At 75.6% G+C, this 22783-nt stretch carries 25 protein-coding genes and 1 tRNA gene; 4 read left to right on the top strand and 22 right to left on the bottom strand.

Annotated features, from left to right (window positions below; genetic code table 11):
- Window positions 1-59: 59 nt before the first annotated feature.
- Both ACI79O_RS02855 and ACI79O_RS02850 read right to left on the bottom strand, forming a co-directional pair.
- Window positions 60-797 (bottom strand): ABC transporter permease, encoded by a 738-nt coding sequence (locus ACI79O_RS02855; RefSeq protein WP_456890134.1) that lies wholly within the window; start codon window positions 795-797, stop codon window positions 60-62.
- Window positions 794-1525, bottom strand: a complete 732-nt coding sequence (locus ACI79O_RS02850; protein WP_456890132.1) for an ABC transporter permease — start codon at window positions 1523-1525, stop codon at window positions 794-796. Before ACI79O_RS02850 ends, ACI79O_RS02855 begins: the two co-directional genes overlap by 4 nt.
- Before the next feature lie 3 nt (window positions 1526-1528).
- Here ACI79O_RS02850 and ACI79O_RS02845 point away from each other — a divergent pair, with 3 nt between their 5' ends.
- Window positions 1529-2731 (top strand): ABC transporter ATP-binding protein, encoded by a 1203-nt coding sequence (locus ACI79O_RS02845; protein ID WP_456890130.1) that lies wholly within the window; start codon window positions 1529-1531, stop codon window positions 2729-2731.
- A 10-nt stretch (window positions 2732-2741) separates the two neighbouring features.
- Here the strand turns inward: ACI79O_RS02845 and ACI79O_RS02840 are convergent, their stop codons facing one another.
- A complete protein-coding gene (locus ACI79O_RS02840) occupies window positions 2742-3407 on the bottom strand; it encodes a GAP family protein (RefSeq protein WP_456890127.1) in 666 nt (221 codons plus the stop codon).
- A gap of 71 nt (window positions 3408-3478) precedes the next feature.
- On the opposite strand from ACI79O_RS02840, the gene ACI79O_RS02835 reads away from it, so the two are divergent.
- Window positions 3479-4024: a TetR/AcrR family transcriptional regulator gene (locus tag ACI79O_RS02835; RefSeq protein ID WP_456890125.1), complete on the top strand. Its 546-nt coding sequence runs from the start codon at window positions 3479-3481 to the stop codon at window positions 4022-4024.
- 100 nt (window positions 4025-4124) lie between these two features.
- Here the strand turns inward: ACI79O_RS02835 and ACI79O_RS02830 are convergent, their stop codons facing one another.
- The 10 genes from ACI79O_RS02830 to dacB form a co-directional block, all read right to left on the bottom strand.
- Window positions 4125-4640 carry a DUF3180 domain-containing protein gene (locus tag ACI79O_RS02830; protein WP_456890124.1) on the bottom strand — a complete coding sequence of 172 codons (516 nt, stop codon included), beginning with the start codon at window positions 4638-4640 and terminating at the stop codon, window positions 4125-4127.
- Window positions 4637-5140 (bottom strand): 2-amino-4-hydroxy-6-hydroxymethyldihydropteridine diphosphokinase, encoded by a 504-nt coding sequence (gene folK / locus ACI79O_RS02825; protein WP_456913318.1) that lies wholly within the window; start codon window positions 5138-5140, stop codon window positions 4637-4639. Before folK ends, ACI79O_RS02830 begins: the two co-directional genes overlap by 4 nt.
- Window positions 5137-5532: a dihydroneopterin aldolase gene (gene folB / locus ACI79O_RS02820; RefSeq protein WP_456875131.1), complete on the bottom strand. Its 396-nt coding sequence runs from the start codon at window positions 5530-5532 to the stop codon at window positions 5137-5139. The genes folK and folB overlap by 4 nt, the downstream gene beginning before the upstream one ends.
- Window positions 5525-6388 (bottom strand): dihydropteroate synthase, encoded by an 864-nt coding sequence (gene folP, locus ACI79O_RS02815; protein ID WP_456890118.1) that lies wholly within the window; start codon window positions 6386-6388, stop codon window positions 5525-5527. The genes folB and folP overlap by 8 nt, the downstream gene beginning before the upstream one ends.
- Window positions 6385-7002 (bottom strand): GTP cyclohydrolase I FolE, encoded by a 618-nt coding sequence (gene folE, locus ACI79O_RS02810; RefSeq protein WP_456875133.1) that lies wholly within the window; start codon window positions 7000-7002, stop codon window positions 6385-6387. The genes folP and folE overlap by 4 nt, the downstream gene beginning before the upstream one ends.
- A complete protein-coding gene (gene ftsH / locus ACI79O_RS02805; RefSeq protein WP_456890116.1) occupies window positions 6999-9053 on the bottom strand; it encodes an ATP-dependent zinc metalloprotease FtsH in 2055 nt (684 codons plus the stop codon). The genes folE and ftsH overlap by 4 nt, the downstream gene beginning before the upstream one ends.
- Window positions 9054-9273: 220 nt before the next feature.
- Window positions 9274-9861: a hypoxanthine phosphoribosyltransferase gene (hpt, locus tag ACI79O_RS02800; RefSeq protein WP_456875135.1), complete on the bottom strand. Its 588-nt coding sequence runs from the start codon at window positions 9859-9861 to the stop codon at window positions 9274-9276.
- Window positions 9858-10868 carry a tRNA lysidine(34) synthetase TilS gene (tilS, locus tag ACI79O_RS02795; RefSeq protein ID WP_456913317.1) on the bottom strand — a complete coding sequence of 337 codons (1011 nt, stop codon included), beginning with the start codon at window positions 10866-10868 and terminating at the stop codon, window positions 9858-9860. The genes hpt and tilS overlap by 4 nt, the downstream gene beginning before the upstream one ends.
- A gap of 11 nt (window positions 10869-10879) precedes the next feature.
- A complete protein-coding gene (locus ACI79O_RS02790) occupies window positions 10880-11965 on the bottom strand; it encodes a zinc-dependent metalloprotease (protein ID WP_456890109.1) in 1086 nt (361 codons plus the stop codon).
- Window positions 11966-12050: 85 nt separating this feature from the next.
- The gene (gene dacB, locus ACI79O_RS02785; protein ID WP_456913316.1) at window positions 12051-13394 is read right to left on the bottom strand and encodes a D-alanyl-D-alanine carboxypeptidase/D-alanyl-D-alanine endopeptidase; all 1344 of its coding nucleotides are present in this window, start codon (window positions 13392-13394) and stop codon (window positions 12051-12053) included.
- Between the two features lie 156 nt (window positions 13395-13550).
- On the opposite strand from dacB, the gene ACI79O_RS02780 reads away from it, so the two are divergent.
- On the top strand, window positions 13551-14042 hold the full coding sequence (locus tag ACI79O_RS02780; protein WP_456875139.1) for an inorganic diphosphatase: 492 nt from the start codon (window positions 13551-13553) through the stop codon (window positions 14040-14042).
- Window positions 14043-14159: 117 nt separating this feature from the next.
- On the opposite strand, the gene ACI79O_RS02775 is transcribed toward ACI79O_RS02780, so the two are convergent.
- The 8 genes from ACI79O_RS02775 to tmk all read right to left on the bottom strand — a co-directional run bounded on the left by ACI79O_RS02775 (window position 14160) and on the right by tmk (window position 21243).
- Window positions 14160-14918: an SAM-dependent methyltransferase gene (locus tag ACI79O_RS02775; RefSeq protein WP_456875140.1), complete on the bottom strand. Its 759-nt coding sequence runs from the start codon at window positions 14916-14918 to the stop codon at window positions 14160-14162.
- Window positions 14919-14926: 8 nt separating this feature from the next.
- Window positions 14927-15577: a PilZ domain-containing protein gene (locus tag ACI79O_RS02770; protein WP_456890103.1), complete on the bottom strand. Its 651-nt coding sequence runs from the start codon at window positions 15575-15577 to the stop codon at window positions 14927-14929.
- 103 nt (window positions 15578-15680) lie between these two features.
- Complete coding sequence (locus tag ACI79O_RS02765; RefSeq protein WP_456913315.1) at window positions 15681-18068, bottom strand: ATP-binding cassette domain-containing protein; 2388 nt, start codon at window positions 18066-18068, stop codon at window positions 15681-15683.
- Between the two features lie 103 nt (window positions 18069-18171).
- Window positions 18172-18582 carry a VOC family protein gene (locus ACI79O_RS02760; protein WP_456913314.1) on the bottom strand — a complete coding sequence of 137 codons (411 nt, stop codon included), beginning with the start codon at window positions 18580-18582 and terminating at the stop codon, window positions 18172-18174.
- Between the two features lie 5 nt (window positions 18583-18587).
- The gene (locus ACI79O_RS02755) at window positions 18588-19037 is read right to left on the bottom strand and encodes a helix-turn-helix transcriptional regulator (protein ID WP_456913313.1); all 450 of its coding nucleotides are present in this window, start codon (window positions 19035-19037) and stop codon (window positions 18588-18590) included.
- Window positions 19038-19099: 62 nt separating this feature from the next.
- Window positions 19100-19172: transfer RNA gene (locus ACI79O_RS02750), tRNA-Thr, on the bottom strand.
- 110 nt (window positions 19173-19282) lie between these two features.
- Window positions 19283-20482 carry a DNA polymerase III subunit delta' gene (locus ACI79O_RS02745; protein WP_456913312.1) on the bottom strand — a complete coding sequence of 400 codons (1200 nt, stop codon included), beginning with the start codon at window positions 20480-20482 and terminating at the stop codon, window positions 19283-19285.
- A complete protein-coding gene (gene tmk, locus ACI79O_RS02740; protein ID WP_456913311.1) occupies window positions 20479-21243 on the bottom strand; it encodes a dTMP kinase in 765 nt (254 codons plus the stop codon). Before tmk ends, ACI79O_RS02745 begins: the two co-directional genes overlap by 4 nt.
- Here tmk and ACI79O_RS02735 point away from each other — a divergent pair.
- Window positions 21236-22030 (top strand): trans-aconitate 2-methyltransferase, encoded by a 795-nt coding sequence (locus ACI79O_RS02735; RefSeq protein WP_456913310.1) that lies wholly within the window; start codon window positions 21236-21238, stop codon window positions 22028-22030. The two genes, tmk and ACI79O_RS02735, sit on opposite strands and share 8 nt — an antisense overlap.
- Here ACI79O_RS02735 and ACI79O_RS02730 read toward each other — a convergent pair.
- Entirely contained in the window at window positions 22017-22778 is a 762-nt protein-coding gene (locus tag ACI79O_RS02730) for a class I SAM-dependent methyltransferase (protein ID WP_456913309.1), read from the bottom strand. The two genes, ACI79O_RS02735 and ACI79O_RS02730, sit on opposite strands and share 14 nt — an antisense overlap.
- Window positions 22779-22783 lie beyond the last annotated feature (5 nt).

The raw sequence follows: 22783 nt of genomic DNA, 5'->3' as shown, positions 1-22783 counted from the left end.
CGGTCGCGCCGATGTGTTGCCCGGTCGTTACACGGCCGACCCCGAGGACGGGGACCGGCTCACAGCGGGACGCCGCTGGCCGTCGGTTCCGGAACCCCACCGGCCCTCGACGACGTCCTGACGTGCAGGAACGGCAGCCGGCGCGGCCCGGGGGTGATCGCCCACGACAGGAGCGCCAGCACCGCCTCGGTCAGGAGCGCCAGCCCGGCGACGAGGATCGCGCCGGCGATCATGACCCCGTAGTCCTGCTGGCCGAAGCCGAGGTTGATCAGCCGGCCCAGCCCACCACCGCCCACCAGCGCGGCCAGCCCCGCCGTCGCCACCACCTGAACGGCGGCGGTGCGGATGCCGGTCATCACCAGCGGGAGGGCCAGCGGGAACTCCACCCGGGCGAGCACCTGCCCACGGCTCATGCCCATGCCGCGGGCGGCCTCTCGCAGCTCGGGGTCGACACCGCGGAACCCGACGAAGGTGTTGGTGAGGATCGGCGGGATGGCGAAGACGGCCAGGGCGATCGTCGTCGCTCGGTTGCCGAAGCCGATCGGGCTCACGGCGAAGAGGGTGAGCAGCGCCAGGGTGGGCACCGCGCGGCTGACGTTGGACAGCACGACGACCAGCCCGCCGCCCCGGCGGGCGGTGCCCAGGGCCGTGCCGATCGGCAGCGCGACCACCATCGCGGCCAGCACGGCCACGGCCGAGATGACCAGGTGCTCGACGGCGAGGTCGGCGATCCCGTTGGGGCGGGACCAGTTGTACGGGTCGTTGAGGTAGACCAGCGCCCGCTCGAAGTCGTTCATGCCCGCACCGCCCGGGTCCAGGGGGTGAGCGCCCGCTCCGCACCGGCCAGCAGGACGTCGGCCAGCAGGGCCAGCAGCACGCACCCGACCGCGCCGGTGACGATCTCGGCCCGGTAGAAGTTCGCGGCGAAGCCGCCGGTGATCAGCTGCCCGAGCCCGCCGTGGCCGACCAGGACACCCACCGTCGTCAGCGCCACGGTGGACACCGTCGCGATCCGCAGCCCGGCCATGAACGCCGGCAGCGCCAGGGGCAGGTCCACCCGCCGGAACGTCTGCGCGGCCGACATCCCCATCCCCCGCGCGGCCTCGCGGACCTCGGCGGGCACGCCCTGCAGCCCGGCCAGGAAGTTGCGCACCAGGATGACCAGCGAGTACGCGACCAGGCCGACCAGCACGGTGTTCGACGACAGCCCGGTGAAGGGGACCAGCAGCGCGAACATCGCCAGCGACGGGATGGTGTACACGACCGTGGACAGGCCCAGCACCGGCGCCGACAGGAAGCGGCTGCGCCGGGCGAGCAGCGCCAGCGGCAGCGCGAGCGCCGCCCCGATGACCACGGCGAGCACGGTGAGGCGGACGTGCTCGCCGGTGTAGGCCAGGATGGTGTCCCAGTTGTCGGTCACGTAGGACGGGTCGAACCAGGGGTTGGGGGCCTCGTCCACCGCGAGCAGCCCCGACCCCGGCCCACCCACCGCGTCCAGCACAGGGCGCGCACCCAGGGAGGTCACGCCGTGGACGCTACTGCCGGGAGGGGCCTGCGCAGCAGTGCCGCGGACGGCACCGCCCAGGAGATCCGGCTCGAGGGGGTGAGCAAGACCTACCCCGACGGCACGGTCGGCGTGGCCGAGCTGGACCTCACCTTCGCCGCCGGCGAGCTCAGCGTCCTGGTCGGGCCCTCCGGCTGCGGCAAGACCACCACGATGAAGATGATCAACCGGGTCATCGAGCCGACGACGGGGCGGATCCTGCTCGGCGGCGAGGACGTCACCCGGGTCGACGGCGACCGGCTGCGCCGCCGCATCGGCTACGTGATCCAGAACGTCGGGCTCTTCCCGCACCAGACGGTGCGGGCGAACGTGGCGACCGTACCGCGGCTGCTCGGCTGGGACAGGCGGCGCACCCGCGAGCGGGTCGACGAGCTGCTCGCCACGGTGGGTCTCGACCCCGCCGTCCACGGTGACCGCTACCCCGCCCAGCTCTCCGGCGGGCAGCGGCAGCGGGCCGGGGTGGCCCGGGCGCTGGCCGCCGACCCCGCCGTCCTGCTGCTGGACGAGCCCTTCTCCGCCGTGGACCCGGTCGTGCGCGAGCGGCTGCAGACGGAGTTCCTCCGGCTGCAGGAGACGGTGCGCAAGACGATCGTGTTCGTCACCCACGACATCGAGGAGGCCGTCCGCATCGGTGACCGGATCGCGGTGATGAGCACCCGCGGGCGGGTGGAGCAGTTCGCCCCGCCCGCCGACCTGCTGGGCCGGCCGGCCAACGAGTTCGTCGCCGACTTCGTCGGGGCCGACCGCGGGCTCAAGCGGCTGGCGGTCACCGGCATCTCGGTCGACGACCTGGAGCGGCCGCCGGTGGTGCACGTGGCCGACGGCCTGGCCGACGCGCGGGCCTCCATGGCCGCCGCGGGGGCCCGCTGGGCGGTGGTCCTCGACGACGAGGGCCGGCTGCACGGGTGGCTGTCGGCCGAGCGGGCCGGCGGCGCGGGCACCGTGGGCTCGGCCGCGCGCCGGATGGAGGCCTGGGTGCCGGTCGACGCGACGCTGAAGACGGCGTTCGCCACGATGCTGCAGCACGAGGCCGGCTGGGTGGCGGTGCTCCACGGCGACGTCTTCCTCGGGGTGCTCACGCCGGGGTCGCTGCACGCGGCGCTGCGCCGCTCGGTGGAGGGGACGGCGCCGGAGACGGCCGGCGCCGCGATCACCGCGGAGGGCTGACCCACCCGCGTCACGCCGCAGCGGCGAGCCCTCCCACGGCGACCGCGGCGGCGAACAGCAGCGATGCCCGGGGGACGCTCGCCGGCACCGTCCCGTCCCCCGCCGCCCGCCCCCGGAGCGCCTGCAGCCGGGCCCGCACCCGCTGACCGTGGGTCAGGCCCGCCGCGAGCAGCAGCAGGCAGGGCAGGCAGTAGACCAGCGCGTAGCCGGCCAGCAGCCCCACCGCCGGGAGGGCCGGGACCTCCGCGGCCAGCACCCGCTCGATCGCCACGAGGTAGGGGAAGGCGTTGGGGAGGTCGGCCGCGGTGACCAGCACCCCCGCCGGGACCGCCGTCCAGGGCCCGAACCACGACGGCAGCCGCACCTCGCGCCGGGGCCGGGTCCGCAACCGGCGGACGGCGGCCACGAGCAGCAGGACCGCGGCGAGGGCCAGCGCCGCGCGCCGGATCCACACCGTCCCGCCCTCCAGGGCACCCGCCAGTGCCCCGGCACCCAGGTAGAGCGCCGACCCGGCGGCGAGCACCGTGGCGTAGGCCCCGGCCACGTAGAGCAGCGCGACCCGGCCGGGGTGCGCCACCGGGGACAGCAGGATGACGGCGACCCCGAGGATCGTCGCGGGGTTGAGCGAGTCGAGGAGGGCCAGCCCGGCGAGCCCCGCGAGCAGTTCACCGCTCATGGCATGACGTCCATGCTGAGACTTTATCGTCTCATGTGAGACGCTGTCATCTCAGACTGGAAGGAGTACGCGTGCCCACGGACGACGAGACGATCGCCCGCGCCGCGGTCCGCCTGCTGGCCGGACGCCCGGGCGCCTCGATGGAGGAGATCGCCGCCGCCGCCGGGGTCAGCCGCGCCACCCTGTTCCGCCGCCACCCCTCCCGCGCGGCGCTGGTCGCCGACCTGTCCCGGCGGGCGGTGGAGGCCTACGCCGGGGCGGTCGACCGGGCGGAGCCGGAGTCCGGTCCGCCGCCGGAGGCGCTGCGGCGGGTGCTGTCCGGGCTGGCCGCGCTCGGACCCGAGCACGGCGCGCTCGCGGTGCAACCGCTGGCCGACCAGGTCGAGGCCGACCTGCTCGCGCGGGCGCGGGCCACCGACGACCGCATCCGCGCGCTCGTGCGGCGCGGGCAGGAGGCCGGCGACTTCCGCGTCGACCTGCCGGCCGACTGGGTCCTGATCACCGTGACCTGGCTGGTCGTCGGCGCCGCCGAGGGTCTGCGCACTGGCCGGGTGGCCGCCGCCGACCTCGACCGGCTGGTCACCGAGACGGTGCTGACCGCGCTCACCCGGCGCTGAGCGGCCACCCGCCGCAGCACCGCAGGATGCTGCGGGGTGCGGCCCTCCTGCAGGGGCCCGGCGCGAGCGTGCGAGCGGTGGGGGGCAGGAGGGTCCCTCGTCAGGCGCGGGCGGCGTCCTCCGGGCCCTCGCCGTCCCGGTCGGGCGGGACCCGGCAGACCGACTCCAGCCAGAGCGCCGCCGCGGTGAGCGCCGCGGCGCAGACGACCCCGACGACGGCGGTGACGGTGTCGCTGCCCGCGGCCGAGAGCCGGGACACCGACGGCGCGACGTGCAGCAGGACGCCGGCCCAGACGCCGGTGAACACCGCACCCACGTAGGCGCTGGCCTGGGCGAGCACCGCGAGGCGGGCGACCAGCATCGGCTCGACCGGGCGCACGAGCGGGGCGCCCGGCTCGTCGGGTCGGGCACCGCGGCGGGCGGCGCGCTCGGCGGCCAGGCGGGCGCGCAGGGTCCGGGCACCGAGCGCCTCGGCGACGGCGAGCACCGCCAGCGGCACGGGCAGCCACCAGCGCAGCGGCGGCAGCGCCCCGTAGGTGGCGCGGACGACCAGCCAGGTCGCCAGCGCGAGCCCGGCCGCGACGACGAGGAGGTCCCGCCGGCTGACCGGCCTCACTGCAGGTGCTCCCAGCGGCGGACCGCCGCGACGTCGTCGGGCGGCAGCGCGGCCACCAGGTCGGCGACCCGGCCGCGCCCGGGCAGGACGGCGGTGGGGTCCAGCGACAGCCACGGCACGAGGACGAAGGCCCGCTCGTGCGTGCGCGGGTGCGGCAGCGTGAGCGCCGGGTCGTCGGAGAGCACCGGGGTGCCGTCGTCGGCGGTCACCGTGACGACGTCGACGTCGAGGGTGCGCGCCCCCCAGCGCACCTCGCGGGTGCGACCGGCGGCCTGCTCGAGCTCGTGGGCGCGGGCCAGCCAGCCGGCAGCGTCCCGGTCGCCGCGGACGAACACCACCGCGTTGAGGTAGGGCGGCTGCTCGACCGGCCCCCACGGCGGCGTCTCGTACAGGGTGGAGCGGGCGACCAGGCCGTCGACCCGCAGCGCCTCGATCGCGGTGCGCAGCGCCCGGGCGCGGTCGCCGAGGTTGGCGCCGAGGGAGAGCACCGCGCGGGTCATGCCGCGCGCTCCCGGCGGATGGTCACGGTGACGTCGTCGAAGGGGACGCCGAGGTCGGCCTGCGGCTTGTGCACGGTGATCTCGACGGCCTGCACCAGCGGGTCGGCCAGGCACACGTCGGCCAGCCGTCGGCACAGCGTCTCGAGCAGGTCGACCGGCTCGCCGGTGAGGACGGCGTGCAGCCGCTGCGCGAGCTCGGCGTAGTTGACCGTCAGCGCGAGGTCGTCGGTGGCGGCGGCCGGGGCGGTGTCGACCTCGAGGACGGCATCGACGGAGAACGTCTGCCCCCGCTCCCGCTCGAAGCCGTACACGCCGTGGTGGGCGTGCGCGGTCAGGCCGCGGACGGCGATCCGGTCGGGCGTGCCCCGGCCCGGGGTGGGCGGCTCAGTCACGACGGGCCTCCTCGCGGGCGCGCTGGACGGCGGCCACGGTGGCGACGGCATCGGCCGAGGCCGCGGCGTCGTGCACCCGCACCCCCCAGGCGCCGGCCTCCGCGGCCAGGACGGTGGTGGCCAGCGTGGCCGCGTCCCGCCCGGCGGCCGGGCGCGGGGCGCCGTCGGGGCCGGCGAGCAGGCGGCCGAGGAAGGACTTGCGCGAGCTGCCGACCAGCACCGGCAGGCCGAGGGCGACCACCCGGGGCAGCGCGGCCAGCAGCGCCCAGTTGTGCCCCGCCTGCTTGGCGAAGCCCAGGCCCGGGTCGAGCACCAGCCGGCCGGCGTCGACCCCGGCGGTGATCGCGGCGTCGACCCGCGCGGACAGCTCCCCGCAGACCTCCGCGACGACGTCGCCGTACTCCGCGCGGGAGTACATCTCGCGGCTGTGCCCCCGCCAGTGCATGAGCACCCACGGCACCCCGGCGTCGGCGACCAGCGGGGCCATGCCGTCGTCGGCCAGGCCGCCGCTGATGTCGTTGACCAGCACCGCACCGGCCTCGATCGCGGCCGCGGCGACCTCGGTGCGGGTGGTGTCGATGCTGACCCGGACCCCGGCGGCGCTGAGGTCGCGCACGACGGGCACCACGCGCCGGCGCTCCTCGGCGGCGTCGACCCGGTCGGCGCCCGGCCGGGTGCTCTCCCCACCCACGTCCACGTAGTCGGCGCCGGCGGCGGCCATCGCCAGGCCGTGCGCGACCGCGGACTCCCGGTCGGCGAAGCAGCCGCCGTCGGAGAAGGAGTCGGGCGTGACGTTGAGGACACCCATCACCACGCACCGCCCGGGGTGCAGCAGCTGCGCTCCGGCCGCGCTCACCGGCCCAGGACGAGGCTCATCGCCTCGGCGCGGGTGGCGACGCTGTCGCGGAAGACGCCGCGCACGGCGGAGGTGACCGTCGTCGAGCCCGGCTTGCGGACTCCGCGCATGCCCATGCACAGGTGCTCGGCCTCGATGACGACGATGACGCCGCGCGGCTTGAGGTGCTCGGCGAGGGCGTCGGCGATCTGCCGGGTCATCCGCTCCTGCACCTGCGGCCGGCGGGCGTAGACGTCGACCAGCCGCGCGAGCTTCGACAGCCCGGTCACCCGGCCGTCCTCGCCCGGGATGTAGCCGACGTGCGCGGCGCCGTGGAAGGGCACCAGGTGGTGCTCGCAGGTCGAGTACATCGGGATGTCCTTGACCAGCACCAGCTCGTCGTGGTCCTCGTCGAACACCGTCGCGAGGATCTCGCCGGGGTCCTGCCAGATGCCGGCGAAGGTCTCCGCGTAGGCGCGCGCCACCCGGGCGGGGGTGTCGCGCAGACCGGGCCGGTCTGGGTCCTCCCCCACCGCGAGCAGCAGCTCCCGCACCGCCGCCTCGGCGCGCGCGTGGTCGATCCGGGCCGGGTCGGCGCGGACCTCGTCCTCCGGCTCCTCCGGGAGTGCGCTCACCGCTGTACGGGTGCGCCGACGTCCCCCACCGGGTTGGTCCCGCCCTTGACCAGACCGGTGCCGTTGCCGTTGGCCCCGACCGCGGTGGCGCCGTGGCCGGTGCCGTGGCCGTTCGCCGCGGCCGCGGCCTCGGCGGGGGTGAGCACCGGCGGCTGGTCCGACGGCGTCCGCTTGCCGAAGCCGTTGTAGGGCGCCATCGAGGGCCGCTTGGTGACCGGCGCGCAGATGCGGGCCATGTCCTCCTTCGAGAGGGTCTCCTTCTCGATGAGCTCGAGCACGAGCTGGTCGAGGACGGCCCGGTACTCCACCAGGATCTCCCACGCCTCGTCGTGCGCGGCCTCGATGAGCGCGCGGATCTCGGCGTCGATGTCGGCGGCGACGGCCTCGGAGTAGTCGGGCCGCGAGCCCATGTCCCGGCCGAGGAACGGCTCGGAGTCGGTGCTGCCGTACTTGACCGCGCCGAGCTTGGCGCTCATGCCGTACTGGGTCACCATCGCGCGGGCCATCGAGGTGGCCTTCTCGATGTCGTTGCCCGCGCCGGTGGTGGGCTCGTGGAAGACCAGTTCCTCCGCCGCCCGCCCGCCGAGCGCGTAGGCCAGGGTGTCGATCATCTCCGAGCGGGTCTGGGTGTACTTGTCCTCGGTGGGCAGCACGAGCGTGTGCCCCAGGGACCGCCCGCGCGGCAGGATCGTCACCTTGTGCACCGGGTCCAGGTTGGGCAGCGCGTGCGCCACCAGGGCGTGGCCGCCCTCGTGGTAGGCGGTCACCTTCTTCTCCTTCTCGCTCATCGCCCGCGTCTTGCGCTCGGGGCCGGCGATGACACGGTCGATCGCCTCCTCGAGGACGGCGTCGGTGATCACCGTGGCGTCGGTGCGGGCAGTGAGCAGCGCGCCCTCGTTGAGCACGTTGGCGAGGTCGGCACCGGTGAACCCGGGGGTGCGGCGGGCGACTGTCTCGAGGTCGACGTCGGGGGCGAGGGGCTTGCCCTTGGCGTGCACCTCGAGGATCCGCTTGCGGCCCTCCAGGTCGGGCCGGTCGACGGCGATCTGCCGGTCGAAGCGCCCGGGGCGCAGCAGCGCGGGGTCGAGGATGTCGGGCCGGTTGGTGGCGGCGATCATGATGACGCCGCCCTTGACGTCGAAGCCGTCCATCTCGACGAGCATCTGGTTGAGCGTCTGCTCGCGCTCGTCGTGACCGCCGCCCATGCCGGCGCCGCGGTGGCGGCCGACGGCGTCGATCTCGTCGACGAAGATGATCGCGGGGGCGTTGGCCTTGGCCTGCTCGAACAGGTCGCGCACCCGGCTCGCGCCGACACCGACGAACATCTCGACGAAGTCCGACCCGGAGATCGAGAAGAACGGCACGCCGGCCTCGCCGGCCACCGCGCGGGCGAGCAGGGTCTTGCCGGTGCCGGGCGGGCCGAACAGCAGCACGCCCTTGGGGATCTTGGCGCCCACGGCCTGGAACTTGACCGGGTTGGCGAGGAAGTCCTTGATCTCGTGCAGTTCCTCGATGGCCTCGTCGGCCCCGGCGACGTCGGCGAACGTCGTCTTCGGGGTGTCCTTGCTGACCACCTTGGCCTTGGACTTGCCGAAGGCCATGACCCCGCGGCCGCCGCCCTGCATGGAGTTGAACAGCCAGAACAGCAGCAGCAGGAGGATGAGGAAGGGCAGGAAGCTGATCAGGACGCTGACCAGCACGCTGTCCTGCGTGACGTTGGTCGTGAACTCGACCCCGTCACCGGTGCGCTGGCCGTCGGCGCCGATGCCGGAGACCAGGGCGAAGACGTCGTCGGACGCGCCGATCGGGTACGAGGCGCTGATCTGGTCGTTGCCGTCGACCGGGTCGCTCAGGTCGAGGTCGAGCGTCTGCTCCTTGTCGTTGATCGTGACGGACTCGACGTTGCCGTCCTCGATCTGCTGGAGCGCGACGGAGGTCTGGACCGGCTCGTACGCCGAGCCGCCGCTGAACACGGCGGACAGGCCGAGGGCCACCAGGACGACGAGCACGACCCAGAACCACACGGAGCGGAAGATCTTCTTGCGTTCCATACACCGATGCCGGGCGGCCGGGGCGCCGGCCTGGCCCGTCGACCCTCCTGATCGTCCGGGTGACGCTCCGCGCGACCCGGGCGGGCACCCTGGCGCTCGGTCAGGCGTCGTAGGCCTCGACGGTACACCGGGACGCCTGTGGATCCCCTGTGCGCGAACTGGGCGGACACCGTCCGCTCACCCCTCGGGAGGAGCCTCCGCCCGGCCGGCAGGCCGACGATCAGGCCTCGTAGACCTCCGGCTTGAGGGTCCCGATGTAGGGCAGGTCGCGGTAGCGCTCGGCGTAGTCGAGGCCGTAGCCGACGACGAACTCGTTGGGGATGTCGAACCCGACGTAGCGCACCGGCACCTCGACCTTGATCGCGTCGGGCTTGCGCAGCAGCGCGCACACCTCCAGCGACGCCGGCCGGCGGCTGCCGAGGTTCTTCAGCAGCCAGGAGAGGGTCAGCCCGCTGTCGATGATGTCCTCGAGGACGAGCACGTGCCGGTCGCTGATGTCGCGGTCGAGGTCCTTGAGGATCCGCACGACGCCCGAGGAGCTGGTGGAGCTGCCGTAGGAGGAGACCGCCATGAACTCCATCTGGGTGGGCAGCCGCAGCGCCCGGGCGAAGTCGCTCATGAACAGCACCGCGCCCTTGAGCACGCCGACCAGCAGCACCTCGCGGCCGGCGTAGTCCCGGGCGACCTGGTCGGCCAGCTCGGCGATCTTCGCCTGGATCTGCTCCTCGTGGAGCAGGACGTGGTCGATGTCGGGGCCGTAGCCGTGGTCGGGCCCCAGCACCGCAGGGGTCGACGCGGTCTCGCTCACGGGGTCTGCTCCTCCGGATCGGGTGCCGAGACAGCCCTCCCGCCCGGGGAGCCGGCGGGCCGCAGCACCAGCCTGCCAGACGCCCGCAGGGCCTCCGCACCGCCGGGGAGGGTCACCGGGCCCTGCCCGCGCCAGGCGGCCACGAGCGCGTCGACGGCGGCCAGGTGCACCGCCTGCAGGTCCGGGACGCCGCCGTCGCGCAGCCAGCCTCGCAGCACCCGTCGGCGCAGCGCGTCCGGCAGCCCGGCGAGGTCGGCCGCGGGGAGGCCCGCCGGGTCGGCCAGCCGCGCGAGGTGGCCGGCGGCCAGCCCGTCGAGGGCGTCGAGGTCCTCGCGCAGCAGGTCCGCGGTGCGGGCGAGGGCCTCGGCGACCCCGCCGCCGAGCACGTCCTCCAGCAGCGGCAGCACCTCGGCGCGCAGCCTGGCCCGCCGGTGGGCGGGGTCGGTGTTCCACGGGTCGTCCCACACCGGCAGGCCCAGCGCCGCGCACGCCGCCCGCGTGGTGGCGCGGCGGGTCCCCAGCAGCGGGCGCCAGTACGGCGGGCGCTGCGCCACCATGCCGGCGACCGAGCGCGGGCCCGAGCCGCGCCCCAGGCCCAGCAGCACCGTCTCGGCCTGGTCGTCGAGGGTGTGGCCCAGGGCGATGCGCGCGCCGTGCGCGGCGGCCTCCCGCGCCAGCGCGCCGTAGCGGGCGGTGCGGGCCGCGGCCTCGGGTCCGCCGCCGGTGCCGACGTTGACGGCGACGACCCGGACGGGGTCGAGCCCCAGGCACCGCAGCAGGTCCGCGGTCGCCGCGGCCCGCTGCGCCGACCCCGGCTGCAGGCGGTGGTCGACGGTGACCGCCCCGGCCGGCACACCGGCCCGCGGGGCCTCGAAGGCGACCGCCGCGGCCAGCGCGAGGGAGTCCGCTCCCCCGCTGACGGCGACCAGCACCGGCTGGGCGGAGGAGCGCAGGCCCGGCCGGACGGCGCTGCGGACGTGCGCGACCGCGGGTGGCGGGCCGCTCACCGCCGGACGGCTCAGGCGGGGACGGCGGGGCGCCCGTGCACCCGCTCCACCCAGCGGGCGGGGTCGGTGAGCTCCTCGACGAGGGGCAGGTTCTCCGGCCCGGCCCACACCCGGTTGAAGCCCTCCATGCCGACCAGGTCGACGACGCCGCCGACGAAGTGCCGCCCGTCGGCGTACTGCTTCATCTTCTGCTCGAGCCCGAGCAGGCGGCGCAGCACCCGGTCGAGCGGCCCGCGGCCCTTGCGCCGCTGCGCGAAGCGCTTGCGCAGGGTGCGCACCGATGGCACCACGTCGGGGCCGACGCCGTCCATCACGTACTCGGCGTGCCCCTCGACCAGGCTCATCACCGCGGTCACCCGGTCGAGCACGGCGCGCTGGGCGGGGTCGCGGACCAGCGCCATCAGGCCCTGCCCGCCCCCGCCGTCGTCCTCGCCGCGGACGGCGTCGGTGACCCCGCGGACCAGGTCGGCCAGCCGGTCGCGCAGCGCGTCGGGACTGAGGTCGGTGGCGTCGACGAACTCGGCGATCTGCGCCTCGAGGTGGGCGGTGAGCCACGGGTGGGCGGTGAACTGCAGCTGGTGGGTGACCTCGTGCAGGCAGACCCACAGCCGGAAGTCGGAGGGGTCCACCCCGAGCTTGCGCTCGGCGTCGACGATGTTGGGGGCGACGAGCAGCAGCCGGCCGCCGGTGCCGAAGACCTCGTACTGGCCCAGCACCCGCGAGGAGAGGAAGGCCAGCAAGCCGCCGGCCTGCACGCCGGTCGCGCGGGAGCCGATGGCGGTGGCCAGCGGCCCCGGGCGGTTCTCCTGGCGCTCGGTGAGCGCGGTGACCAGCGGGTCCATGAGCGCGGCCATGCCGGTGGTGTTGGCGTCGATCCAGCCCGGCCGGTCGACGACGGCCACCTCCGGCACCGGCCCGCCCTCGACCGGGCGCAGGCCGGTGAGCTCCTCGACGTGCGCGACGGCGGCCGCGGCGGCCTCGTGCAGCTCCCGGACGACGGCGGCGGCCTCCTCGCGGGTGGTCGCGGGCCCCGCACCGGACAGCCGGCGGGCGGTGCGGCCGGCGAGCTCCCAGTCGACCAGTGAGCTGCTCGTCATCGCCTCACCGTACGGGAAGGACCACCCCTCCCCCCACGCCTCGCCAGCTCGGCGCGGGCCCCTGAGGGGTGGCCGTTCCAGTTCCTCACCGGCAGCCGCAGGCGGCCAGGGTGGCGGCTGCGGCGTCCAGGGCCGCCTCCTCGGGCCCGCCGCCGCCGACGGTGCCGTTGGCGACCAGCGCGTAGGCCAGCAGCCGGCCGTCGGCGGTGACCACCGTGCCGGCCAGTCCGTGCACACCCAGCAGCGTGCCGGTCTTGGCGCGGACGGACCCCGGTGCGGTGGCGGGGTCGACGTCGCCCCGCTCGGCCAGGGTGCCGTCGTAGCCGGCCACCGCCAGTCCCGAGACCACCGCCGAGGTCCCCTCCAGCGACCCGTCGGCGACCCCGGCGACCAGGTCGGTGAGGACGGCGAGGGGGACGCGGTCCAGCCGGGACAGGCCGCTGCCGTCGTGCAGCTCGACCCCGGAGACGTCGACGCCGGCGTCGGCGAGCGCCGCGGTGACCGCCTGCGCCGCGCCCTCGAAGGAGGCCGGCAGGTCGCGGGCGCGGGCCACGTGGCGGGCCAGCGACTCGGCCAGCAGGTTGTCCGACAGCGACAGCGCCTGCTCGACCAGGCGGGCGACGGGCGCGGAGCGGACGGTGGCCAGCGTCCGCGCGCCGTCGGGGGCCTGCCCCAGCTCGACGATCGCGCCCGGAGCGCCGAGTGCGGCCGCCAGTGCCCGGCCGGCGTCGGTGCCGGGCGCGCCGCTGCGTGCGGTGTCCCCCGGCGTGACCCGCGCGCCGTCGACGGCGGTGGCGGTGACCGGCGAGGCGTAGGTGGACGGCGCGTCCTCCGCCGCCCACCCCTCCGCGGTGAGCGGGCCCTCGAACAGCGAGTTGTCCACGAGCACCCGGCTGACCGTGGTGCCCGGGGGCAGGGCGGCGCGGACCTGGGCGGCGAGGTCGGCGACCATCGCCGCGCCCGGGTAGGTCTGCGACGGCACGGTGGTCGACAGGGTGGGGTCGCCGCCGCCGACGAGCACCACCTCGTCGGGCGTGGCCCCCGCGACGACCGTGGTCTCCAGCGTGTCCTCGGGGTCGAGCGTGGTCAGGGCCGCGACGGCGGTCAGCAGTTTGGCCGTGGAGGCCGGCGTCACCGGCCGGTCGGCGCCCTCGTCGAGGAGGACGTCCCCGGTGGCGACGTCGACGACCTCCGCCGACACGCCCCCGGCGAGCGCGGGCGTGGCCAGCAGCGGGCGCAGCGCCGCGGCGAGCGCGTCGGGGTCGGGGGCCGGCGCGTCGGAGGACAGCGCCGCGAGCACCGGGCCGGGATCGCCGACCTCGGGCAGCTGCGCGGCGGGGACCGAGGGGTCGGCGGTGGCCGTGCCGTCGCCGTCGTCGCCCCCGAGGGCCACCGCGGCGCCGACGGCGAGCGCGGCCACGAGGACCACCGCCAGGAGGGTGACGAGGAGCCGTCGGCGCAGCCGCCGGTAGCTCGGCGTGATGGTGCTGGACCCGCTCGGCGTGATGGTGCGCTCCCCCCGGAAGAGGCCCCCGCGGACGCCCTGCGCCGGTGGACCCGATACCGGTGGGCCACACTACGTGCCGTGCAGTTCGACGTGACGGTAGAGATCCCCAAGGGCCAGCGGAACAAGTACGAGCTGGACCACGCCACCGGGCGCATCCGGCTCGACCGGATGCTGTTCACCTCGACCCGGTACCCGGCCGACTACGGGTACATCGAGAACACCCTGGGTCAGGACGGCGATCCGCTCGACGCCCTGGTGCTCCTCGACGAGCCCACCTTCCCCGGGTGCCTGATCACCTGCCGGGCCATCGGCATGTTCCGGATGACCGACGAGGCGGGCGGCGACGACAAGGTCCTCACCGTCCCGGCCACCGACCCGCGGATGGCCCACCTCCAGGACATCACCGACGTGTCGGAGTTCGACCGCCTGGAGATCCAGCACTTCTTCGAGACCTACAAGGACCTCGAGCCGGGCAAGTCGGTGGAGGGTGCGGAGTGGGTCGGCCGCGCCGCGGCGGAGGCCGAGATCGACGCCTCGATCAAGCGGGCCGCGGAGGCAGGCGACCACTGAGCCGCACCCGACCGGCCCCGGGCCGGCCCTGAGCGCACTCCGGACGACGGACGGCGGCGCACCCACAGGGGTGCGCCGCCGTCGTCGTCGTGGGCCCGGTGTCCGCGGTGCCGCCACTCAGCTCCCGGTGTCGTGCAGGACGGCGGTCAGGAAGCCCAGCTCGCCGCGGTAGCCCTCCAGCCACTGGCGCCGGTGCGTCCGCGCGGCCTCGAGGGCCTCCTCCCGCTCCCCGGGGGCGGCCTCGGTCAGCGCCCACTCGGTGACGGCGCCGGTCCAGCACCACTCGTACTCGTCCCACTCGGCCAGGGTGCTCACGTGCCCGTAGCCCGGCTCGAACCCGGCGCGCGCCACCTCCGCCAGCAGGCCCGGCAGGTCGGGCAGCTCGCCGGGCTCGGCGCCCAGGCCGGCCAGCGCCCGTTCGCTCGGCCCGGTCTCCCAGAACCCGTCACCGAAGAGCACGCGCCCACCGGGACGCAGGTGCCGGCGCACCGCGGCCAGCGCCCCGGCGGTGCCGCCGAAGGCGTGCGCGGCGCCGATGCACAGGACGACGTCGGCCGGCTCGCCCTCCCAGGTGGCGGCGTCGGCCTGCACGAACACGACGCGTCCCACGAGTCCGGCCATGGCGGCGCGGTCGCGGGCGGTGTCGAGCGCCGGCGCGGAGGTGTCGACCCCCACGCCCACCAGCGCCGGGTGCGCGGCGACCAGCGCCAGCAGCCAGGAGCCGGGGCCGCAGCCGAGGTCGAGGACGCGCCCGCTGCCGCCGGGGCGGCCGGGCGGGGCGGCCCGGTCGACCAGGCGGGCGAGGGCGTCGTCGGAGACGGGGCTGGCGACGGGGTGCCAGCGGTGGGCGATCGCGCTGAGCCGGGCTCGGTCCACGGAGGGGATCAGATCAGGCCGCGCGAGCGCAGGTCACGCAGCTCGGCGAAGACCCGGCGCCGGATGGCGTCCTCGCGCCGCTCCCCCAGGCCGACGAAGCGCAGGGACAGCTCGGTGTGGGCGTCCTCCCGCGGGTGCCGGCGGATCACCTCGGCCTTGGTGGCCACCCGGTCCCCGTCGAGGTCGACGACCACGGACACCACGGCACCGACCTCGATCTCGGGCCGCTCCGCCCCGGGCCTGCCGGTCAGCAGGCAGCGCGTGCCGCCCTCGCTGAGGTCGACGGTCGTCCCGGCCAGCAGCCGCTCCCCCACGGCGACCTCGATCGGCACCGACATCGGGGCGCGCACGGCGTTGCGCCGCTGCCCCCGCGACGCCGGCCCGACCGCCTTCAGCCGCCAGGTCGGCGGGTCCCCGGCGACCACCTCGACGAGCTCGGCGGGCAGCGACCGCAGCTCCTCCGGGCCGCGCCAGATCAGCTCCAGCTGCTCCCCGGTGTCGAGCCGCACGCGCCGCTTCTGGGCGTCCTCGCCGACGCTGACCACCAGCTCCGAGCCCGACACCCGCTCGACGAAGCTGGTCAGGACGTCGGCGCGGCTGGTCGCCTTGACGTCGAGCACCGCCTTCTCCTCGGGGTGGTCCACTCCCGGCGTCGTCATGCTCCGTCCTCCGTCTCCGCGTCCCGGTCCCGGGTCCGCTCCCGTCCAGAGGCATCGGCACGGACCGCGGTGAAGTGGAGCCGGGCGGAGCAGGAGACCCCTCTCACCCGCCCACGTAGGCCGCCAGGTGCTCGCCGGTGAGGGTGGACCGGGCGGCGACGAGGTCGGCGGGTGTGCCCTCGAACACCACGCGGCCGCCGTCGTGGCCGGCGCCGGGGCCGAGGTCGATGATCCAGTCGGCGTGCGCCATGACCGCCTGGTGGTGCTCGATGACGATCACCGACTTCCCCGAGTCGACCAGGCGGTCGAGCAGGCCGAGGAGGTTCTCGACGTCGGCGAGGTGCAGGCCGGTGGTCGGCTCGTCGAGGACGTAGACGCCGCCCTTCTCGGCCATGCGGGTGGCCAGCTTGAGCCGCTGCCGTTCGCCGCCGGACAGCGTGGTCAGGGGCTGGCCGATGCCGAGGTACCCGAGCCCGACGTCGGCGAGCCGGTCGAGGATCGCGTGCGCGGCCGGCGTGCGCGCCTCCCCGGCACCGAAGAACTCCTCCGCCTCGGTCACCGACATCGCGAGGACCTCGGCGATGTCGCGGCCGCCGAGCGTGTACTCCAGCACCGAGGCCTGGAAGCGCCGGCCCTCGCACTCCTCGCAGACCGACTCGACGGTGGCCATGACGCCCAGGTCGGTGTAGATGACGCCGGCGCCGTTGCAGGTGGGGCAGGCGCCCTCGGAGTTGGCGCTGAACAGCGCCGGCTTCACGCCGTTGGCCTTCGCGAACGCCTTGCGGATCGGCTCGAGCAGCCCGGTGTAGGTGGCCGGGTTGCTCCGCCGGGACCCGCGGATGGCGCCCTGGTCGACCACCACCACGCCGTCGCGCCCGGCGACCGAGCCGTGGACCAGGGAGCTCTTGCCGGACCCGGCCACACCGGTCAGCACCACCAGCACGCCGAGCGGGACGTCGACGTCGACGTCCCGCAGGTTGTGGGTGCGGGCGCCGCGGACCTCCAGGGCTCCCGACGGCGTCCGCACCGCCGGCTTCAGGGACGCCCGGTCGTCCAGGTGCCGCCCGGTCAGCGTGCCGCTGGCCCGCAGCCGCTCGACGGTGCCCTCGAAGACCACCTCGCCCCCGGCGGCGCCGGCGCCGGGGCCGAGGTCGACGACGTGGTCGGCGATCGCGATCGTCTCGGGCTTGTGCTCCACGACCAGCACCGTGTTGCCCTTGTCCCGCAGCTGCAGCAGCAGGTCGTTCATCCGCTCGATGTCGTGCGGGTGCAGCCCGATGGTCGGCTCGTCGAAGACGTAGGTGACGTCGGTGAGCGAGGACCCGAGGTGGCGGATCATCTTGGTGCGCTGCGCCTCGCCGCCGGAGAGCGTGCCCGCCGGCCGCTCGAGGGAGAGATAGCCCAGCCCGATCCTCGCGAACGAGTCGAGCAGGTGCTGCAGGCCGGCGAGCAGGGGCGCCACCGAGGGCTCGTCGAGGTCCCGGATCCACTCGGCGAGGTCGCTGATCTGCATCCGGCAGACGTCGGCGATGCTCGTGCCGCGGATCGTCGACGACCTGGCCTCCGGGGCCAGCCGGGTGCCGTCGCAGTCGGGACACGTGGTGAAGGTGATCACCCGCTCGACGAACGCGCGGACGTGCGGCTGGAGCGCGTCGACGTCCTTGGACAGGATCGACTTCTGGACCTTGGGGATGACGCCCTCGTAGGTGAGGTTGATCCCCTCCACCTTGATCTTCGTCGGCTCGCCGTACAGGAGCGTGTGCCGCTCCTTGTCGGTGAAGTCCCGGATCGGCTTGTCCATGGGCAGGCCGGCGCCGCTGAAGATGCGGCCGTACCAGCCGTCCATGCTGTAGCCGGGGACGGTCAGGGCGCCCTCGCTGAGCGACTTCGTCTCGTCGTAGAGCGCGGTCAGGTCGAAGTCGGTGACCGAGCCCATGCCCTCGCAGCGCGGGCACATGCCGCCGAGCCGGGTGAACGTCGCCTTCTCGGCCTTGGTCCTCGCGCCGCGCTCCACGGTGATGGCGCCGCTGGCCCGCACGGTGGGGATGTTGAACGAGTAGGCGTTGGGCGGGCCGATGTGCGGCTGCCCGAGCCGGCTGAACAGGATCCGCAGCATCGCGTTGGCGTCGGTGGCGGTGCCGACGGTGGAGCGGGGGTTGGCGCCCATCCGCTCCTGGTCGACGATGATCGCCGTCGTCAGGCCCTCCAGCAGGTCGACCTCCGGGCGCGACAGCGTCGGCATGAAGCCCTGCACGAAGGCGCTGTAGGTCTCGTTGATCATCCGCTGCGACTCGGCGGCGATCGTGTCGAACACCAGCGAGCTCTTGCCCGACCCGGAGACGCCGGTGAACACCGTGAGCCGGCGCTTGGGGATCTCGACGCTGACGTCCTTGAGGTTGTTCTCGCGGGCGCCCTGCACCCGGATCAGGTCGTGGCTGTCGGCGGCGTGCCGCGCGGAGACCCCGGGGTCGGTGCTGGTCGCGGTGCTCATCGTTCCTCCGTCCGGCGGGCGCCGCCGTCGTCGGCGCCCCCGTTGTCTACCGGGTGGGGGTGACGACCGGAACGGCGCGACGCCCGTCCGGCTGACGGAGCGCTCAGCCGGCCTGCTGGATGCGGACCAGGTTGCCGGCGGGGTCGCGGAAGGCGCAGTCGCGCACGCCGTAGGGCTGCTCGGTGGGCTCCTGGACGACCTCGGCGTCACCGGCCTGCAGCCGGTCGAAGGTGCCGTCGAGGTCCTTGGTCGCCAGCAGGATCCACCCGTAGGTGCCCTTGGCCATCATCTCGGCGATGGTGCGGCGCTCGTCGTCGGTGATGCCCGGGTCGACGGCCGGCGGCGCCAGGAGGACCGACGTGCCGGGCTGACCGGCGGGGCCGACGGTGATCCAGCGCATCGCGCCCCGCCCGACGTCGGTGCGCACCTCGAAGCCGAGGGTGTCGCGCCAGAACGCCAGCGAGGCGTCGGGGTCGGTGTGCGGGAGGACGGTGGTGTGGATGGTGAGGTCCATGGCGGTCACGCTAGGGACGGCTCACCGGCCCGTGCTTCTCGATTCCTGACCGGTCGGGTGACCTGCTTGGCGACGCACGCGGGGAGGCCCTGGGTGCCCTCCGCGGCGAGCCGCCGGTAGGTGCTCGGCGGCATCCCGACCAGCTCGGTGAAGCGGGTGCTGAAGGTGCCCAGCGACGAGCAGCCGACCGCGAAGCACACCTCGGTGACGCTGAGGTCGCCGCGGCGCAGCAGGGCCATCGCCCGCTCGATGCGCCGGGTCATCAGGTAGGAGTAGGGCGACTCCCCGTAGGCGCGTCGGAACTCGCGGCTCAGGTGCCCGGCCGAGACGTGGACGCCGCGGGCGAGGGCCTCGACGTCGAGCGGCTGGGCGTACTCGCGGTCGATCCGGTCGCGGACGCGGCGCAGCCGGGCGAGGTCGCGCAGGCGCTGCGCGTCGGCGGCTCCGCTGGTCACGGCCGGGATCGTGCCACGGCCGGGGGCCGGCGTCCGGGGACGGGAGCCTCGGGGAGGAGGAGAGCCGCCTGTCGGAATCGAACCGACGACCTTCTCATTACGAGTGAGATGCTCTACCGACTGAGCTAAGGCGGCGGGCGTGCGGCACACAGCGTACGTCACCGTCCCTGCGGTGCCGCGCAGGGTGGCCCTCCTGCAGGGACCCGCCGCGAGCGCGCGAGCGGTGGGGGCAGGAGGGTCCGTCGTCAGGCCGGCAGCCGCAGCGCCACGGTGAGCGCCTCGACGGCGACCTGCGGCTTGACGTTCTGCTCGAGCGCGGTGCGGCAGGCGAGCACCGCGTCGATGCGCCGCAGCGCGCCCTCCGCACCGATGCGCCGGGCCAGTTCCAAGGCGTCGGCCCGCCGGTCGGGGTGGTTGAGCGGCAGCCCCGCACCGGGAGCGGCGTGCAGGACGAGGGCGTCGCGGTAGAGCCCGGCGAGGTCGACCAGCGCTCGGTCGAGCGAGTCGCGGCCGATCCGGGTGGCGCGGCTCTTCTGCCGCCGCTCGAGCTCCTTGAGCTGGCCGGCGCCACCGCGGGAGGCGGCCACCCCCGGTCCCCGCGCGCCGACCCCGAGGCTGGTCTTGACCGCCTCGGTCTCCGGCGCGTCGAGCGCGGCGCTGGTGCGGTCGGACTCCTCCTTGGCGGCGCCCACCAGGTCGTCGGCGGCGGTCAGGCAGGCGGCCAGCGAGACCAGGGACAGCGGGATGTCGAGGACGGCCTTGCGCAGCAGCCGGGCGCTCTCGTCGCGGGCCAGGTGGCGCGCCCGCCCGACGTGCCCGCCGGCGGCGGCCGCGGCCCAGGCGGCCAGGGCCGGGTCGACGCCGTCGCGGCGCACCAGCACCTCGGCGACGGCGTCGACCGGCGGGGTGCGCAGGCCGACGACGCGGCAGCGGGACCGGATGGTGACCGGCACGTCCTCCGGGTGCAGGCTCGGCGCGCAGAGCATCACCACGGTGCGGGGCGGTGGCTCCTCGATCATCTTGAGCACCGCGTTGGCCGCGGCCTCGCTCATCCGGTCGGCGTCCTCGACGATGATCATCTGCCAGCGGCCCTGGGAGGGGGCCCGGCCGGCGATGCGCACCAGCTCGCGTGCCTCCAGGACGCCGATCGACAACCCCTCCGGGACGATGAGGTTGAGGTCGGCGTGGGTGCCGGCCAGCACGGTGCGGCACTCGTGGCACGTGCCGTCGCCGCCGTCGGGGCACTGCAGCGCCGCGGCGAAGGCCCGCGCGGCGACCGAGCGGCCCGACCCCGGCGGTCCGGTGAACAGCCACGCGTGGGTCATGGCGGCGGGGTCGGTGACCGCGGCGCGCAGCTCGGCGACGACGGCCGGCTGGCCGATCACCTGGGACCACACCCCGGCCGGCGCGGCTGTGCCTCCTGGCGACCTCGCGAGCTCGGTCATGCGACCCGCCCGGGCAGCAGGGCGGCGACCCGATCACGCACGGCGGCGGCGATCTCCTCGGCGGGGAGGCCGGCGTCGAGGACCAGGTAGCGGTGCGGCTCGGCGGCGGCCAGCGCCCGGAACGTGGCGCGGACCCGCTCGTGGAAATCCAGCGACTCGGACTCCAGCCGGTCGGCCGCGGCGCGGCCCAGCGCCCGCGCGAGCCCCGCGTCGGGCGGCAGGTCGAGCAGCACGGTGAGGTCGGGGACCAGCCCGCCGGTGGCCCACTCCGACAGCCGGCGGACCTCCTCCAGCGCCAGCGCCCGGCCGGCGCCCTGGTAGGCCAGCGAGCTGTCCACGTACCGGTCGGTGACCACGACCTCACCGGCCTCGAGCGCCGGGCGGACCACCGCGTGCACGTGGTGGGCGCGGTCGGCGGCGTAGAGCAGCGCCTCGGCCCGGGGCGCGAGGTCGCCGGTGGCGGGGTCGAGCAGCAGCGCGCGGATGCGGGCGCCGGGCCTGGTACCGCCCGGCTCGGAGGTCAGCCGGGCCGGGACCTCGTGCAGCCCCAGCCAGTCGAACAGCAGGCCGGCCTGGGTGGACTTGCCGGTGCCCTCCCCACCCTCGAAGGCGACGAACAGCCCGCGGCCGGGCAGGCGCGGATGGACGTCGATCGGGTGCTCCCGGGGATGGCGGGCGGAGTGGTCGAGGCCGGTCCACGGTACCGGCCGGGTGCGACGTCCCCGGCTCCGCCGCGGGCCTAGCGTCGCGGCCGTGGACACCGCCTGGGACCCCGCGACCTACCTGCGCTACGCCGGCGAGCGGGCGCGCCCCTTCGCCGACCTGCTGGCCCGCGTCGACGCGCGCGAGCCGCGGGTCGTCGTCGACCTCGGCTGCGGCGAGGGGGCGCTGACCGCCTCGCTCGCCGCACGGTGGCCGGAGGCGCAGGTGACCGGCGTCGACTCCTCCCCGGAGATGCTCGCCGCGGCCGCGGCGCACGCCGTCGACGGGCGGGTCGGCTTCGAGCTCGGCGACGTCCGCGACTGGCGTCCGGACGGGCCGGTCGACGTCGTCGTCTCCAACGCCGTCCTGCACTGGGTCCCCGGCCACGCCGGCCTGCTGGCGCGCTGGGCCGGGTACCTCGCGCCCGGCGGCCGGCTGGCGGTGCAGGTGCCCGGCAACCACCGCGCGCCGACGCACCGGCTGCTGGCCGACCTCTGCGCCGCCCCGGAGTGGTCCGGGCGGCTCGCGGCGGCCGCTCCCCCGCCGGAGCCGGTCCTCGACCCGGCCGCCTACCTCGACGTGCTGGTGGACGCCGGGCTGACGGCCGACGTGTGGGAGACCACCTACCTGCACGTGCTGCGCGGGCCCGACCCGGTGCTGACCTGGGTGCGGAGCACGGTGCTGCGGCCGGTGCTCGCCCGGCTCGACGACGACGCCGCCGCCGGGCTGACCGCCGCCTACGCCGCGGCGCTGCGCGAGGCGTACCCGGTGCGGCCCGACGGCACGACCGTGCTGCCGTTCCGGCGGGTGTTCGCGGTGGGCTCGCGACCGGTCAGCGCGGGGTGAGCCGGTAGGCGTCGGTCCGGTACGGCAGGTCCAGCAGGTCCCGGCCGGCCGTGTCCGGGTGGGTGGCCAGCAGGTCGCGCAGGCCGCCGAGGAAGGCCTCGCGGCGCTCGGCGGTCATGGTGGCCACGTAGCTGCGGGTGCCGATGCCGCGGACGACCTGCTCGGGCGTCACCCGCTGCACCGTGCCCGACCGGTGCGTGGCGACGTCGGCGGGCAGGACCCGCGCGAAGGCGGCGACGACGCCCTGGTCGGCCTCGTGGTCGCGGGCCTCGGCGGCCAGCGCGGCGCCCAGGGCGGCGACCCACGGCACGGACTCGTCGCGGGTGTTCCACACCAGGCCGACCACGCCGCCGGGCCGCAGGACGCGGCGCAGCTCGCGGGCCGCCGGGTCGGGGTCGAACCAGTGCGCGGCCTGGCCGGCGACCACGGCGTCGACGCTGCGGTCGGGCAGCGGGATCTCCTCCGCGCCGCCGACGTGCACCGGCACGCCGGAGTGGCGGGCGCGCAGTTGGTCGAGCATCCGCGCGGACAGGTCGACCGCCACCACCTCGTGCCCGGCGGCGAGCAGGACGTCGGTGAGCAGGCCGGTGCCGGCGCCCAGGTCGAGCACCCGCAGCGGCCGCCCGCCGAGCAGGAACCCCACGGCGTCGGGCGGGTAGCCCGGGCGCAGGGCGGCGTACTCGGCCGCGACCGACCCGAACGACGTCCGCCGCCGCTGGTGCTCGGCGGGGTCGAGGGGGCCGGTCACGGCCG

This window comes from Geodermatophilus sp. SYSU D00696 (assembly GCF_054050235.1).
Note: the sequence above shows the minus strand (reverse complement) of the source record. Positions and strands in the feature narration are given on the sequence as shown.